The organism is Teichococcus aestuarii (assembly GCF_042651065.1).
In the GTDB taxonomy this organism is placed as follows: domain Bacteria; phylum Pseudomonadota; class Alphaproteobacteria; order Acetobacterales; family Acetobacteraceae; genus Pseudoroseomonas; species Pseudoroseomonas aestuarii.
This window is the reverse complement of record NZ_JBHSCH010000005.1, coordinates 84427-99672: the sequence shown is the minus strand read 5'-3', so window position 1 is coordinate 99672 and position 15246 is coordinate 84427. Positions and strand designations below refer to the sequence as shown.

Here is a 15246-nt window from a genome sequence, read left to right as displayed (position 1 = left end):
GGCCCCGGGCGCGGGGCGCCGGCCGGCGGAGGCGGCGCGGACGGCCCGCCCGGGCCGCGGCTTCAGGCGGCGTAGCGGGCGAACAGCGCGCGGGCATCGGCCAGCAGGGCCGCGCCATCGACATTGCGCCCCTGCATCTGGCCGAGCCATGCCTCCGTCACCGGCGCGCAGGCGGCGCGCCAGCGCTCCGCCTCGGCCGGCTCCAGCTCGATCAGCGTGTTGCCGCGGCGGCGCGCCTGCTCGGAGACGATGACGGCCTGCTCGTCCAGCATGGCGCCCACCATGGCGGCGGCGGCCTGGCCGGACTGCGCATCCAGCACCGCGCGCAGGTCGGCGGGGAGAGACTGGTACTTCGCCTTGTTCATCGCCAGCACGTTGGTGGCGACATAGAAGGTGGGGCTGCCGGGGAAGGCGGTGTGGTTGCGCACCAGCTCCTGCAGCTTGATGGAGGGCACCACCTCCCACGGCACCACGGCGCCGTCCAGCACGCCCTGGGTCAGCGCCTCCGGCACCTGCGGCACCGGCATGCCGACGGGCGCGGCACCGAGCGCGCGCAGCCCCTCGCCGGCCTGCCGCGTCGGGAAGCGCAGCTTCATGCCGCGCAGATCCTCGAGCTTGCGCACCGGGCTGCGGGAGTGGATCAGTCCGCCATCATGCGACCAGAAGCAGAGCGGGTGCACCTCGCCGAACTCATCGGCCAGGTGCCTCTCGGCGAAGGCCTGGGTGGCGCGTGCATTGGCCAGGCCGCTGCGGTTGGCGGTGAAGGGCAGCTCCAGCGCCTCGATGCGGGGGAAGCGGCCGGCGGTGTAGCCGGGCAGGGTCCAGATGATGTCGGCCACGCCGTCGCGCGCCTGGTCGTAGAGCTGCGGCGGCGCGCCGCCGAGCTGCATGGCGGGGAAGATGCGGATCTTCAGCCGGCCGGCCGAGGCCTCCTCCACCTTCTTCGCCCAGGGCGCCAGGAAGTTGCGGTGCACGTTGGAGACGGCGGGGAGGAAGTGGTGCAGCCGCAGCGTCACCTCCTCGGCGCGCGCGGGGCGGGGGCCGAGCAGGGCGGGCGCGGCGAGGGCGGCGGAGGCCAGCCCCAGCAGATGGCGGCGTTGCACCATGGACGGTTTCCTTATGTCTTCCGGACGGCGGGCGGCGGTCGGGCGGCCTCCAAACTTTCTAACGTGACGCCAGTGACGGCCGCAATCATCTTGCGCGTCCGCCGGGCGGGACCGGCCGAGGCACGGGGAAAGGCCCACTCAGCGTTTCCTTAATCCTCTTCGTACAGAGTCGAAGCGCCTGAAACATCCAACGCTTGCCGCCCCACGGCCAGAGGTTCCGCATGACAGTTTCCATCCCACCCGAGCTGCGGCAGCGCCTGTCCACCTTCGGCATCACCGCGGAGGATCTGGAAGTGCTTCCGAGCCTGCGCGACTTCGCCGAGAAGACCCTGCCGGGCCTTCTGGAGCGGGGCCTCTCCCGCCTGGCCAGCTGGCCGGAGGCGATGGCGGCCCTGCGCCACCCGGAGGTGCACCGCCTGCGGGTGGCGCACTGGCAGCGGGTGGCCACGGGACAGCTGGATGCGGGATTTCTGGAATCGGCGGAGGCGCTGGGGGTGGCGTTGCACCGCCATGGCATGCCGATCTACGGGGTCGGCCTCTGCGGCGTCACCACCCTGAACCTGATCAGCGAGGAGCTGGGCCTGAACCCGCCCGGCCCCGGCTGGGTGCGGCGGGAGGCGGCCCGCAAATTCGCCCTGCGGCTGAGCCTCTCGCATGTCGCCTGGCTGCATTGCGAGCTGCTGCTGGAGTGTTTCACGCGGGCCGAGAAGGCAGCGCGGACCAGCCTGACCAACCGTCTCGTCGGCACCTTCGAGCAACGCATGAGCGGCGTGGTGGAGGAGCTCGGCCAGTCGGTGCGGCAGATGGAGGAGGCTGTCCAGGTCATCGTCGGCAATGCGGGCCGCATCGGCGAGGTGTCCGGCACGGTGGCGCAGTCCGCCGCGCGGGCGGACCAGGATGTGCAGGCGGCCGCCAGCTCGGCCGAGCAGCTCACCAATTCGGTCGGCCAGATCAGCCGCCAGCTCGGCGAGGCGACCCGCATCGCCGCCCGTGCCGTGGAGGATGCCCGCCGCACGGACACGGTGGTGCAGGCCCTGGCCGAGGGCGCCAAGCGGATCGACGACGTGGTGAGCCTCATCAACAGCATCGCCGGCCAGACCAACCTGCTGGCGCTGAACGCCACCATCGAGGCGGCGCGGGCCGGCGAGGCGGGCAAGGGCTTCGCGGTTGTGGCCAGCGAGGTGAAGAACCTCGCCAACCAGACCGCCAAGGCCACGGAGGAGATCAGCGGCCAGATCGGGCAGGTGCAGGGCGCGACGCGCGAGGCGGTGGCCGCGATCGAGAACATCGCCCGTACCATTGACGAGATCAACCAGATCGCCGCCGCCATCGCCGAGGCGGTCGCGCAGCAGGGCCAGACGGCCGACGCCATTGCCCGAACCGTGCAGCAGGCCGCCGCCGGCAACCGCCGCGTCAGCGAGATGATGCGCGGCTTCGAGGCGGATGCCTCCTCCGCCCGCCAGGTGGCCGGGCAGCTCAGCAGTGCGGCCGGCGGTCTCGGCGGCCATTCCCGCTCGCTGCGCCAAGCGATGGATGGCTTCATGAGCGAGGTGCGCAGCGCCTGACGCAAAGCCCGGGGGAGCGGCTCAGGCGCCGCCGCCCACCCCCGACACCTGCTGCTCGCCCTGGCCGCGCATCGCCCAGCCGGTGGTGCGCTGCTCGATGGCGGCGGCCACCGCATACATGGCCACGCCCATGAAGGCCGTGACCATCAGCCCGGCGAAGACCAGCGGCACGTCGAAGCGGCTGCTGGCCAGCATCATCAGCTGGCCGATGCCCTTGTTGGCCGCCACCGTCTCCGCCAGGATCGAGCCGACGAAGGCCACCGTGATGGCGATCTTCAGCGAGGCGAAGAAATAGGGCATCGCCCGCGGCAGCCCCACCTTGCGGATGATGTCGAGCGGCCGGGCGCCCAGCGCCCGCAGCACGTCGCGCAGCTCCGGCTCCACGGTGGCGATGCCGGTGGCCACGTTCACCACGATCGGGAAGAAGCTGATCAGGAAGGCGGTGATGATGGCGGGCACCGTGCCGATGCCGAACCAGATCACCAGGATCGGCACCACCGCCACCTTGGGCACCGAGTTGAAGCCGATCAGCAGCGGGTAGAGCCCGTGGTAGAGCAGGGTGGAGGAGCCGATCGCCACCCCCAGCGCCAGGCCGAAGAGGATGGCCAGGCCGAAGCCCACCAGCGTCGTCATCAGCGTCTGCCAGGCATTCTCCAGCAGCGGCTGCCACCACTGCACCATGCTGGCGGCGATGGCCGAGGGGGCGGGCAGGATGAAGGCATCGATGGCGAAGCCATGCACCGCCGCCTCCCACAGCAGGAAGGTGCCGAGGATGATCAGCCAGGGCAGCAGCCCCTGCAACCGGCGGCGGCGGCGGGCGGCGGCGGCCATCGCCTCCACGCGCCGGGCATTGGCGTCCCCGCGGCGGGGGGCTGGGGCGTCGCCGCGCGGCGGGGCTGGGGCGCCTTCGCCCTGGGGGCCGGCGTCATGCGGCATGGTCGGTCTCCTGCCCCTGGCGGGCGGCGTTGATGTGGTCGCGCAGCTCGTGCACCAGGGCCTGGAACTCGGCGGTGTAGGTGTCATCCAGCCGGCGCGGGCGGGGGAAGGGGACGCGCCGCTCGGCCAGGATGCGGCCGGGGCGGGAGGACATCACCAGCACCCGGTCGGCCAGATACACGGCCTCCTTCAGGTCGTGCGTCACCAGGATGACGGTGGGCTTCAGCGTCAGGCAGACCTCCTGCAGCTGCGCCCAGAGATCCTCGCGGGTGAAGATGTCGAGCGCGCCGAAGGGCTCGTCCAGCATCAGCAGCTGCGGGTCGTGGATCAGGGCGCGGCAGAGGCTGGCGCGCTGCTGCATGCCGCCCGAGAGCTGGTAGGGGTACTTCCCCTCGAAGCCGGCGAGGCCGACCATGGCGAGAAGCTGCCGCGCCTTCGCCTCATAGGCGGCCCGCTCGGCGCGCAGGCGGCGGCGGTGCGGCTCCACCACCTCCAGCGGCAGCATCACATTGGCCAGGATGGTGCGCCAGGGCAGCAGGGTGGGGTTCTGGAAGGCCATGCCCACCATGGGCAGCGGCCGGTCCACCTCCTGCCCGCCGACAATGACGCTGCCGGCGCTGGAGGGCCACAGCCCGCTCACCAGCTTCATCAGCGTGGACTTGCCGCAGCCCGAGGGGCCCACCACGGCGACGAACTCGCCCCGCGCCACGGAGAGCGTGGCATTGCGCAGCGCCAGCGTGCCCTCGGCCCCGCCATAGCGCATCGAGACCTGATCGATCTCGACGAAAGGTCGCTCCACCGCCGCCATGCCGCACCTCCACCCTGCCGGTCCCGTTGACCGGGGGCCAACTGCCAGCCCAGCCCAGGCGAAGCAAGCGCCGCGCCAGGGGGTGGGGCCGGAAAGCGCGGGCGGCGGCACGGTTCTGCCCGCCCGCTGGGCAATCCGGCCCGGCCGGGCGCAACGCCGCCGGGCAGGGCGCGTTCCCGCCATATCCCGAGCGCGCTAGCCTGGCCTGGCATGATGATCGACGCCCTCCTCACCCCCTCCGAGATGGCGGAGGCCGCCGGCGCCGCCGCCGCCGCCGGCCATGCCGGCCTCGCGCTGATGCGCGCGGCCGGCGGCGCGGTCCAGCGCGCGGTGCGCCGGCGCTTCCGCCCCTGCCGCGTGCTGGTGCTGGCCGGCCCCGGCAACAATGGCGGCGATGGCTATGTGGCGGCGCGCCTGCTGGAGCAGGCGGGCTGGCCGGTGGCCGTGGCGCCCCTCGCGGCCCCGCGCCCGGGCACCGATGCCGCCACGGTGGCCGCCGAATGGCGCGGCCCGGTGGTGCCGCTGGATGCCACCGAGATCGGCCGGGCCGGGCTGGTGATCGACGCGCTGTTCGGCGCCGGCCTCGCGCGGCCGCTGGCGCCGGATCTGGCCTCGCTGCTGCGCGGCGCCACGGCGCCGCTGGTGGCGGTGGATGTTCCGTCGGGGCTGGATGGCGCCACCGGCCAGCCGCTGGGCGGCTTCGCGCCGCAGGCGGTGCTCACCGTCACCTTCTTTCGCCGCAAGCCGGGGCACCTGCTGCTGCCGGGGCGGGCGCTTTGCGGCACGGTCGAGCTGGCGCAGATCGGCCTGCCGGAGAGCGTGCTGCCCGGCATCGGGCCGCGCGCCTTCCGCAACGGTCCGGGGCTGTGGGCACTGCCGCGCCGTGATGCCGGGAGCCACAAGTTCAGCCTGGGCCATGTCACCCTCCTGGCCGGGGCGGAGATGCCGGGTGCCGCCCGGCTGGCGGCCGGGGCCGCGCGGCGGGCCGGGGCCGGTCTGGTGACGGTGGCGGCGCCGGATGCCGCCCCCGCCGCCCTGTTCCGCGCCGGCGAGCCGGGGCTGCTGGTGAGCGAGGCGCCCCCCGCCGCGCTGCTGGAGGATGCCCGGCGCAATGCCTGGCTGCTCGGCCCCGGCCTGCCGGCGGGGCCGGAGGCGCTGGCGGTGCTGCGCCAGGTGGTGCGGGCCGGGCGCGCCGTGGTGGCCGATGGCGGCGCGCTGACGGCTGCCGCCGGCAACCCCGGGGCGCTGCATGGCGCGGCGGTGCTGACGCCCCATGCCGGGGAATTCGCCCGCGTCTTCGGCCCGCCCGGCGCCGACCGGCTGGCCGCCGCCCGCGCCGCCGCCGCGCGGACCGGCGCGGTAACGGTCCTGAAAGGCGCCGACAGCATCATCGCCGCGCCGGATGGCCGTGTGGCGATCAACGACCATGCGCCGCCCGCCCTGGCCACCGCCGGCAGCGGCGATGTGCTGGCCGGGCTGGTGGCCGGGTTGCTGGCGCAGGGCATGGCGCCGTTCGAGGCGGCCTGCGCCGCTGTGTGGCTGCATGGCGAGGCGGCGTTCCGTGCCCTGGGCGGCGCGCCGCCGCAGGCGCCGCTGGTGGCGGAGGCGCTGCTGCCGGAGATCGGCGCGAGTATCGCCGCACGCCTTTCCTTTTGACCCTGGGCTGCGGCAGATTGCTCACCACATGTTTCATCAGATTTCAGGATCGCGTGGTCCACACTGCCGTCGAGGGTCTCCCGGCCCGGGCTGAATGGAGGAGGGATCAATGTCGGATGTCGCCGTCGCCGAAGTCGGCTTCTTCGATCGGGCGCTGAAGAAGGTCTCGCTGCTGTGGCGGGACATGGCCTCCTCTGTCTCCACCCCGGCCGAGGGGCTGTCCTGGGAGGCGCGGATGCGCGCCTGCCTGGAGGCGCGCGGTGGCGAGGTCTCCGCCCGGGCACGCGCCGCCGACCTGGCGCAGGCCTATCTGGGGCTGGACGAGACGGGACGGGTGGCCTTCTTCAGGGCGCTGGCCGGCTTCGACTCCGACCCGGCAGCGGTGGAGGGGGCGATGCGCGAGGTGAGCGCGGCGCCGGACGCCGCCGCCCGCGCCAGCGCCAAGGCGAAGCTGCGCCGGGTGCTGGAGCCGCCGCGCCTGCGGCTGCTGACGCAGTTCACCTCCATCCCCAACGGCATGAAGTTCCTGGTGGATCTGCGCGCCGACCTGGTGCGGCTGATGGGGGCCGACCCGATGCTGCGGGCGCTGGACGCCGACCTGCGCAGCCTGCTGGGAAGCTGGTTCGACCTCGGCTTCCTCGACCTGCGGCGGATCGACTGGAACTCGCCCGCCGCGCTGCTGGAGAAGCTGGTGGGCTATGAGGCGGTGCACCGCATCCGCACCTGGCGGGACCTCAAGAACCGGCTGGATTCCGATCGCCGCTGCTACGCCTTCTTCCACCCCCGCATGCCGGAGGAGCCGCTGATCTTCGTCGAGGTGGCGCTGGTGAAGGGGCTGTCCGGCTCGGTGCAGACGCTGCTGGACGAGCGCGCCCCGGTGCAGGACCCCCGCGCCGCGGACACGGCCATCTTCTACTCCATCAACAATTGCCAGCGCGGGCTGGACGGCATCTCCTTCGGCAATTTCCTGATCAAGCGGGTGGTTTCGCTGCTGTCGGAGGAGTTCTCGAACCTCAAGACCTTCTCCACCCTCTCCCCCATTCCCGGCTTCCGCCGCTGGCTGGAGGAGCAGCTCATCGAGCCGCACCCGAAGCTGCTGACGGAGGAGGAGAACAAGCAGCTTGTCGAGCTCTCCGGCCTGGCCGACGGCAATGCCGCGCTGCGTGCGCTGCTGGGCGGCCGCCGGCCGCTGACCGAAGGGTGGGGGCCGAAGACCGAGCCGGTGCTGACGCGGCTCTGCGCCCGCTACCTGGTGCTGGAGACCGGCCGCGGCGGCCGCCGTGCGCGCGACCCGGTGGGGCATTTCCACCTCTCGAATGGCGCCCGGGTGGAGCGGATCTGCTGGCGCGGCGACATCTCGGAGAAGGGGATGCGCGAGAGCCTCGGCTTCATGGTCAACTATCTCTACGACCCGGCCAAGATCGAGGATTACCACGAGGGCTATGTCGGCGAGGGCAGCCGCGCCGCCGCCACCGCGCTGCGCAAGCTGGCCCGCAGCGGGCCCTGAACCCGTAGCCCCTGAACTACAGTCCGGGGACGACTAGCCGGCCCTGGTCCCAGGGTGGGGACCTCACCTCGGCAGGGGAGACGGGACGGGAAGGGCGTTGAAGCCGGGCCGCGCGAACAGATAGCCCTGGAACAGCGTGACTCCGAGTTCCCGCAGCACCTGGAGCTCGCCTTCCGTCTCCACGCCCTCCGCCACCACCTGGATGGACAGGTCCCGGCACATCGCGACGGTATGGCGCAGGATGATGCGCCGTGCGGCGTCCGTATCCGCCCCACGCAGCAGCCCCATGTCGAGCTTGACGATATCGGGCTGGAACATGGCCAGCAGGTTGAGGCCCGACCAGCCGCTGCCGAAATCGTCGATGGCGGTGCGGAAGCCGGTGGCGCGGTAGGTGGAGAGGATGTTGAGCAGGTGCGCGGGGTCCGCCATCGCCTCCCCCTCGGTGAACTCGAAGATCAGGCGCTCGCGCGGCAGGCTGACGCGGCGGGCCGCCTCCAGGCTGGCACGGATGCAGGCCTGGGGCTCGTACACGGCGTTGGGCATGAAGTTGATGGAGAGCGAGGCCTCCGTCCCGCCCAGCCCCAGCGCCGCCGCCTGCTCGATCGCCTGCACGCGGCAGCGCTGGTCGAAGGCATAGCGGTTGTCCGGCCCCACCTGGGCGAGGACGTGGCTGGCCGGCTCCCCCTGCGCCCCGCGCACCAGCGCCTCATAGGCAAAGATGGCGGTGCCGCCGGGAATCAGGGCGACGATGGGCTGGAAGGCCATAGCGATCGGCGGCAGGCTTGCCCGGGCCTCCGAGCGGCATCCAAGGCAGCCGCGCGCGGAGGGCAGAGAATCGTGCGGCATGGGGAAGGACCTTTGTGCAGACGGCAAGCCTGCGACCTTGCACCAATCCGACGGCCGCCTCGTCCCGGTTGATAAGGTCAAGTGGTGAACATGCGGTGACTTGGTGGCGGGCCCAAAGCCTCCTAGGCTGGCCTGGTCCAGGACCAGATCACCCGGAAAGGGGAGCCCATGAACGCCACGCCAGACCGGCGCGCGCTGCGCGCCGCGGAAGACCCCGCCCGGCGCCTCCGCCTCCTGCGCGCACTGGAGAAGAAGCTCCTCTGGCTTTCGGCCTGGACCATCCACAATGCCAACCACATCCGCCCCAACCGGGACGGGCTGAAGGTGGGCGGGCACCAGGCCTCCTCCGCCTCGGTCGCCGCGATCATGACGGCGCTCTACTTCGACATCCTGCGGCCGCAGGACCGGGTGGCGGTGAAGCCGCATGCCGGGCCGGTGTTCCACGCGGTGAACTACCTGCTGGGCCGGCAGGAGCGGGAGAAGCTCACCACGCTGCGGCAGTTCGGCGGCATCCAGCCCTATCCGAGCCGGGTGAAGGACGGGGCGGAGGTGGATTTCTCCACCGGCTCCGTGGGCCTCGGCGTGGCGCTCACCTCCTTCGCCGCGCTGGTGCAAGACTATGTGCACCTGCACGGGCTGGCGCGGGAGGGCATGCCCCAGGGGCGGCACGTCGCCATCGTGGGCGATGCGGAACTCGATGAAGGCAACATCTACGAGGCCCTGCTGGAGGGCTGGAAGCACGACATCCGCGATGTCTGGTGGGTGATCGACTACAACCGCCAGAGCCTCGATTCCGTGGTGCCGGACCGGCTGTTCGGCCGCATCGAGGGGCTGTTCCGCGACATGGGGTGGAACGTTGTCACCCTGAAATACGGCCGCAAGCTGGAGGCCGCCTTCGCCCGCGAGGATGGCGAGCATCTGCGCCGCTGGATCGACGACTGCCCGAACAGCCTCTACTCGGCGCTCACCTTCCAGGGCGGCGCCGCCTGGCGCGCGGCGCTGCTGGCGGAGTTGGGGCGCATCGACGGCATCCGTGCCATCATCGACCCGCTGACGGACGAGGAACTCGGCGCTCTGATGACCAACCTCGGCGGCCACGACATCGAGACGCTGACGGAGGCCTTCCGCGCCCAGGAGGCGGCGGGGGACCAGCCCACCTGCTTCATCGCCTACACGGTGAAGGGCATGGGCCTGCCCTTCGCCGGGCACAAGGACAACCATGCCGGGCTGATGACCCGCGAGCAGATGGAGGTGTTCCGCGCCGAGATGGGCATCCGCCCCGGCCATGAGTGGGACCGCTTCGAGGGGCTCGACATCCCGGAGGACGAGCTGGCCGACTTCCTGGCCGGCCTGCCCTTCGCGCAGAAGCTGACGCCGGAGGGGCGCTGCCTCTCGGCGTCCGAGGTGCCGGTGCCGGCCACGCTCAGCCCGCCGCGCCTGCCGCCCAACAGGATGCTCTCCACCCAGGCAGGCTTCGGCGAGATGCTGGCCGAGATCGGCCGCGGCGGGCGCGAGACGCAGGCGATGGCCAGCCGCATCGTCACCACCAGCCCGGACGTGACGGTCTCCACCAGCCTCGGCCCCTGGGTGAACCGGCGCGGCATCTTCGACCGGCACCTGAAGAACGACGTGTTCCGCGATGCCAAGCTGGCCTCCGCGCAGCGCTGGGGCATGTCGCCCAAGGGGCAGCATGTGGAGTTGGGCATCGCCGAGCAGAACCTGTTCCTGGTGCTGGGCGCGCTGGGGCTGGCGGACCGGATGCACGGCGCCCGGCTGCTGCCGGTCGGCACGGTGTACGACCCCTTCGTCAACCGCGGCCTCGATGCGCTGATCTATGCCTGCTACCAGGATGCGCGCTTCCTGCTGGTCTCCACCCCCTCCGGCCTGACGCTGGCGCCGGAGGGCGGGCAGCACCAGAGCAGCAACACGCCGCTGCTCGGCATCGCGCAGGACCGGCTGGCGAGCTACGAGCCGGCGCACACGGACGAGCTGGCCATCCTGCTGCGCCACGCCTTCCACCACATGCAGCAGCCGGATGGCTCGGCGGTGTGGCTGCGGCTTTCCACCCGCGGCATCGCGCAGCCCGAGCGGGTGCTGGACCCGGCGGCGGTGATCGCCGGCGGCTACTGGGCGGTGGCGCCGGAGCCCGGCGCGCGCATCGCCATCGCCTACCAGGGCCCGGTGGCGCCGGAGGCCATGGCCGCCTTCGAGGCGCTGCGGGAGGAGGAGCCGGGGGCGGGGCTGCTCGCCATCACCAGCCCGGACCGGCTGCATGCCGGCTGGCTGGCGGCGCGGCGCGCGGCGCGGCAGGGGCCCGGGGCCGCGTCGTCAGCGATCGAGCGGCTGCTGGCGCCGCTGGCGCCGGGTGCCGCCATCGTCTCGGTGCTGGATGGCCACCCGGCGGCGCATGCCTGGATGGGGGCGGTGCGCGGCCAGCGCGTGGTGCCGCTGGGCGTGGACCGTTTCGGCCAGTCCGGCGACATCCCCGACCTCTACCGGGAATACGGCCTGGACACCGACGCCATCCTGGACGCCTGCGCCCAGGCGCTTCTGGAAAGCTGACAGAGAAAAGAAGGGGGCTTCCGGGGGAATTCCTTCCCCCGGACCTTTTTACTTCCTGAAGAACTCGCTCAGCCGCCGCACCGTCTCGCGTGCCAGCGCCGTGTCGATGGCGAAGCACAGCCGGAGCTTGCCCTGCCCGGAGGGCCCGAAGGCGGTGCCCGGCGCCAGCCCCACCTTGGCTTCGCGCAGGATGCGGACGGCGAGTGCCTTGGCGTCCGTCTCCCCCTCCACCGAGAACATCACGTAGAAGCTGCCTTCCGGCGCCTCGGCGCGGATGCCGGGGATGGCGGCCAGCCCCTCGCAGATGATGCGGCGGCTCTCCTGGCAGCGCCCCACCATGGTGCGGATGAAGTCGTCCCCCTGCTCCAGCGCGGCGATGCAGGCGTACTGGATGAAGGTGGGGATGCTGGTGGTGTTGTACTGGCCGAGATTGTCGAACACCGCGGCCATGCCCTCGGGGAAGATCAGCCAGCCGGCGCGCCAGCCGGTCATCGCCCAGTTCTTCGAGAAGGTGTTGCTGACCAGCAGCCTGTCGGTGCCGTCGCAGATCTCGAGGAAGGAGGGGGCGATGGCGTTGCCGTAGGTGAAGTGGTTGTACACCTCGTCCGACAGGATCCAGAGGCCGTGCTTCCGGGCGAGGTCGCGCACCGCCTCCATCTCGGCCCGCGGCATCACCCAGCCGGTCGGGTTGGAGGGGGAATTGATGGCGATGACGCGGGTGCGGGGCGTGATGGCGGCGGCGATGTCCTCCAGCGCCAGGTGGAAGCCGCCCGCCTCGGTCTGCCGCAGCGCCACCGGCACCGGGCTGCCCCCCAGCACGCGCACCGTCTCGGCCAGGTTCGGCCAGTGGGGGGCGGGGAAGATCACCTCGTCGCCCGGGCTGAGCACGGCCTGCAGGCCCTGCATGATGGCGTTCATGCCGCCGGCGGTGAGGGTGAAGCGGCTGGCCGGCACCTCCACCCCCCAGTGGCGGCGGTGGTAGTCGGAGAGCGCTTGGCGCAGCCGGGGCAGGCCGAGGGCGTAGGTGTAGCGGGTCTGGCCCTCGCGCATGGCGGCGGCGGCGGCCTCGACGATGAAGGGCGGGGTGGGCAGGTCGCCCTCGCCGATCCAGAGCTTGATCACCTCCGGGTCGTCCCGCCCCAGATCGGCGATCTCGGCGATCTGGTTGGTGGACAGGGCGCGGATGCGCTCCGGCAGGTCGTCCAGCGGCGCGTGGAGGGCGGGGGAGGAGGCTGTGGTGGCGGTGCTCATGCGGACCTCGGGCATCGTCCAGACTGTGTGCCGGGCGCCGCGCAGCCGCGCAAGCGGGATGGAATGGGCGCCGATGACGGCGGGGACCCTTTCAAAGACGATGCCACTGCGCTAAACGCGCCCCCTTATGGAGACGCCGGGACTGCGTTCGCGGGCGTGGTGGAACTGGCAGACACGCTGGATTTAGGTTCCAGTGGCGCAAGCCGTGGGGGTTCAAATCCCTCCGCCCGCACCACCGGCGACCGGCGCAGGACTGAATTTCAGGAGCATGGTGTGGCGATGCAGGTGACCGAGCTGGCAGCCGAGGGGCTGAAGCGGGCCTTTACCGTGGTGGTTCCGGCGGCTGATATCGCCGCGGCGCGCGATCAGCGTCTGGTCTCGCTGGCCAAGGAGATCCGCATGCCGGGCTTCCGCCCCGGCAAGATCCCGATGGGCGTGGTGAAGCAGCGCTACGGCTCCGCCATCATGGGCGAGGTGCTGGAGGAGCAGGTGCAGTCGGTCACCAAGACGGTGATCGACGAGCGCGGCCTGCGCCCGGCCATGCAGCCCAAGATCGAGCTGGTGAATTTCTCGGAGGGTGCCGACCTCGAGTTCAAGATCGAGCTGGAGCAGCTGCCCGAGATCCCGCTGCCCGATTTCTCGGCGATCAGCCTGGAGAAGCCGGTGGCCAAGGTGGGCGACGAGGACGTCACCAAGGCGCTGGAAGGCATCGCCTCCCGCAACCGCGCCATGGAGGATGTGGCCGAGTCCCGCCCCGCCGCCCAGGGCGACGTGGTGGTGACGGATTTTGTCGGGCGGCTGGTCGAGGGGAAGGAGCTGCTCTCCGGCGAGCCGGCGCAGAGCTGGAAGCTGACCCACGCGGGCGGTAGCGGGAGCCTGGAGCCGGCGGAAGGTGGCGCCCAGGTCAAGCTTTTGGAGGCCAAGGCGGCGCGCATCGTCTTCGCGGCCGGACTGCCTGCCGAAGGCGGCGCTTCCTTGACGCTGTCCTTCCGCTGGAAGGCTGACGCCGCCCTGCCGGAGAGCGCCAAGTCGGTCGTGTTCTTCGAGCTGCAGGACGGCGGCACCGTCCTGCAGTCCGGCGAGACGCAGATCGCCAATCCTGGCCCGGCCGAGTCGTCCGTGACCGCGAGCTGGACCGTGCCGGCGGATGCCAAGGGCCAGTTGCGCGTCAGCGTGCGCATCGAGCTGGGTGGCAAGCAGGACGACACCATCCTGACCGTGACCCAGGCGAGCCTGCGCCAGGGTGGCGATGCGGCCGGGCTTTCCGAGCCCTTCCCCGGCGGCACGGGCACGGACATGCCGGTGGAGATCGGCGGCAGCGGGTTCATCCCCGGCTTCGCCGAGGGTCTGGAGGGCATCCAGGTGGGTGAGACCCGCCATGTGGACGTGACCTTCCCGGCCGAGTACGGCGCCGCCGAGCTGGCCGGCAAGCCGGCCCGCTTCGAGCTGACTGCCAAGAAGCTGCAGAAGCCGGTCGATGCCGCGCTGGACGACGAGTTCGCCAAGAAGCTCGGCCTGGCCAGCCTGGACGAGCTGAAGCAGCGCATCACCGAGACGCTGCAGGGCGAGTACGACCAGCTCTCCCGCCTCAACGTGAAGCGCAAGCTGCTCGACGCCCTCTCGGCCCAGGCCAGCTTCGAGGTGCCGCCCTCGATGGTGGAGGCCGAGTTCGCCCAGATCTGGCAGCGGGTCGAGGCCGACCTGAAGGCCGGGCAGCTGGACGAGGAGGACAAGGGCAAGGATGAGGAAGCGCTGAAGAGCGACTACCGCGCCATTGCCGAGCGCCGCATCCGCCTCGGGCTGCTGCTGTCCGAGATCGGCCGCAGCAACAACATCCAGGTGACGAACGAGGAACTCTCGCGCGCCATGCGCACCGAGGCCCAGCGCTACCCGGGCCAGGAGCGGCAGGTGCTGGAGTTCTTCCAGAAGAACCCGCAGGCGATCGAGAATCTGCGCGCCCCGATCTTCGAGGAGAAGGTCGTCGACTTCATGCTCGAACTGGCCCAGGTCACCGAGAAGGAAGTGCCGGCGGGCGAGCTCTCGGCCGATCCGGCCGGCTGAGCACCGCCTCAGGGCCAGGTGAGACCGCGGGCCGGGGGTGGATTTGCCGCTCCCGGCCCGCTGCCATGTGCGCCGGCCCTCTTTCGCGCCGGCTCCGGCTGCCCCATGTTAACCTGTGAAGCTTTAGGGTGACGGTGGCGGGCCGGTGCCGGGGCGCCGCGGGCAGGGGCCCGCGGGAGGGTTCCGGGGCACCCGCTGCCGCGAGAGGATGCAAAATGCGGGACCGCGATCCGGTCGAACTGTACAACAACCTCGTCCCGATGGTCATCGAGCAGACCGCCCGGGGCGAACGGGCCTTCGACATCTATTCGCGCCTGCTGAAGGAGCGGATCATCTTCCTGACGGGTCCGGTCTACGACCAGATGTCGTCGCTGATCTGCGCCCAGCTGCTGTTCCTGGAGAGCGAGAATCCGAACAAGGATATCGCGTTCTACATCAACAGCCCGGGCGGCGTGGTCTCGGCCGGCCTCGCGATGTACGACACCATGCAGTACATCCGCAGCCCGGTCAGCACCGTGTGCCTCGGCATGGCCGCCTCGATGGGCAGCCTGCTGCTGACGGCCGGCGAGAAGGGCAAGCGATTCGCCCTCCCCAACAGCCGCATCATGGTGCACCAGCCCTCGGGCGGGGCGCAGGGGCAGGCCACGGACATCGAGATCCAGGCGCGCGAGATCCTGGCGCTGCGCAAGCGGCTGAACCAGATCTACGTGAAGCACACCGGCCAGCCGATCGAGGAGATCGAGCGCAAGCTCGAGCGCGACAGCTACATGTCGGCCGAGGAAGCGAAGGAGTTCGGGCTGATCGACCAGGTGGTCGAGGAGCGGCCCACGACCCCGGCGGAAGCGCCGAAGGGGTGACATGGCACCGGGGCCGCACAGTCCCGGGGCAGACCCGCAGGGCGGGGGTGGGAGCGGCGCGGGCCGCCCGCCCCTGTTCCAACTTCCCCCT

The 15246-nt window shown here is 71.5% G+C and carries 10 protein-coding genes, 1 tRNA gene and 2 pseudogenes; 8 read left to right on the top strand and 5 right to left on the bottom strand.

Annotated elements, in window-relative coordinates; all coding sequences use genetic code 11:
* Window positions 1-62: 62 nt before the first annotated feature.
* Entirely contained in the window at window positions 63-1106 is a 1044-nt protein-coding gene (locus ACFOY6_RS04480) for a TRAP transporter substrate-binding protein (protein WP_379649170.1), read from the bottom strand.
* A 221-nt stretch (window positions 1107-1327) separates the two neighbouring features.
* Here ACFOY6_RS04480 and ACFOY6_RS04475 point away from each other — a divergent pair, with 221 nt between their 5' ends.
* On the top strand, window positions 1328-2671 hold the full coding sequence (locus tag ACFOY6_RS04475) for a globin-coupled sensor protein (protein WP_109515032.1): 1344 nt from the start codon (window positions 1328-1330) through the stop codon (window positions 2669-2671).
* A gap of 21 nt (window positions 2672-2692) precedes the next feature.
* On the opposite strand, the gene ACFOY6_RS04470 is transcribed toward ACFOY6_RS04475, so the two are convergent.
* Both ACFOY6_RS04470 and ACFOY6_RS04465 read right to left on the bottom strand, forming a co-directional pair.
* On the bottom strand, window positions 2693-3607 hold the full coding sequence (locus ACFOY6_RS04470; RefSeq protein WP_379649168.1) for an ABC transporter permease: 915 nt from the start codon (window positions 3605-3607) through the stop codon (window positions 2693-2695).
* Window positions 3597-4415, bottom strand: coding sequence for an ABC transporter ATP-binding protein (locus ACFOY6_RS04465; RefSeq protein WP_379649166.1), 819 nt, complete (start codon window positions 4413-4415; stop codon window positions 3597-3599). The genes ACFOY6_RS04470 and ACFOY6_RS04465 overlap by 11 nt, the downstream gene beginning before the upstream one ends.
* 210 nt (window positions 4416-4625) lie before the next feature.
* Here ACFOY6_RS04465 and ACFOY6_RS04460 point away from each other — a divergent pair, with 210 nt between their 5' ends.
* Together ACFOY6_RS04460 and ACFOY6_RS04455 are read left to right on the top strand one after the other, a co-directional pair.
* Window positions 4626-6071: an NAD(P)H-hydrate dehydratase gene (locus tag ACFOY6_RS04460; RefSeq protein WP_379649164.1), complete on the top strand. Its 1446-nt coding sequence runs from the start codon at window positions 4626-4628 to the stop codon at window positions 6069-6071.
* A 109-nt stretch (window positions 6072-6180) separates the two neighbouring features.
* A complete protein-coding gene (locus ACFOY6_RS04455) occupies window positions 6181-7578 on the top strand; it encodes a malonyl-CoA decarboxylase (protein WP_109515036.1) in 1398 nt (465 codons plus the stop codon).
* A 63-nt stretch (window positions 7579-7641) separates the two neighbouring features.
* Here ACFOY6_RS04455 and ACFOY6_RS04450 read toward each other — a convergent pair whose 3' ends face one another.
* Window positions 7642-8424 (bottom strand): EAL domain-containing protein, encoded by a 783-nt coding sequence (locus ACFOY6_RS04450; RefSeq protein ID WP_379634951.1) that lies wholly within the window; start codon window positions 8422-8424, stop codon window positions 7642-7644.
* A gap of 168 nt (window positions 8425-8592) precedes the next feature.
* Here ACFOY6_RS04450 and ACFOY6_RS04445 point away from each other — a divergent pair, with 168 nt between their 5' ends.
* Complete coding sequence (locus tag ACFOY6_RS04445; RefSeq protein WP_379649161.1) at window positions 8593-10986, top strand: 1-deoxy-D-xylulose-5-phosphate synthase N-terminal domain-containing protein; 2394 nt, start codon at window positions 8593-8595, stop codon at window positions 10984-10986.
* A 48-nt stretch (window positions 10987-11034) separates the two neighbouring features.
* Here the strand turns inward: ACFOY6_RS04445 and ACFOY6_RS04440 are convergent, their stop codons facing one another.
* A complete protein-coding gene (locus ACFOY6_RS04440; RefSeq protein ID WP_109515450.1) occupies window positions 11035-12237 on the bottom strand; it encodes a pyridoxal phosphate-dependent aminotransferase in 1203 nt (400 codons plus the stop codon).
* 150 nt (window positions 12238-12387) lie between these two features.
* Here ACFOY6_RS04440 and ACFOY6_RS04435 point away from each other — a divergent pair.
* The 4 genes and pseudogenes from ACFOY6_RS04435 (at window position 12388) to clpP (ending at window position 15155) form a co-directional block, all read left to right on the top strand.
* Window positions 12388-12472 (top strand) — tRNA-Leu (locus ACFOY6_RS04435).
* Window positions 12473-12516: 44 nt separating this feature from the next.
* Window positions 12517-12882, top strand: a pseudogene (locus tag ACFOY6_RS04430) (trigger factor); the annotation flags it as partial.
* Window positions 12883-13509: 627 nt separating this feature from the next.
* Window positions 13510-14298 (top strand): annotated as a pseudogene (tig, locus tag ACFOY6_RS04425) (trigger factor); the annotation flags it as partial.
* A 215-nt stretch (window positions 14299-14513) separates the two neighbouring features.
* Window positions 14514-15155, top strand: a complete 642-nt coding sequence (gene clpP, locus ACFOY6_RS04420) for an ATP-dependent Clp endopeptidase proteolytic subunit ClpP (protein ID WP_109515039.1) — start codon at window positions 14514-14516, stop codon at window positions 15153-15155.
* Window positions 15156-15246: the final 91 nt, after the last annotated feature.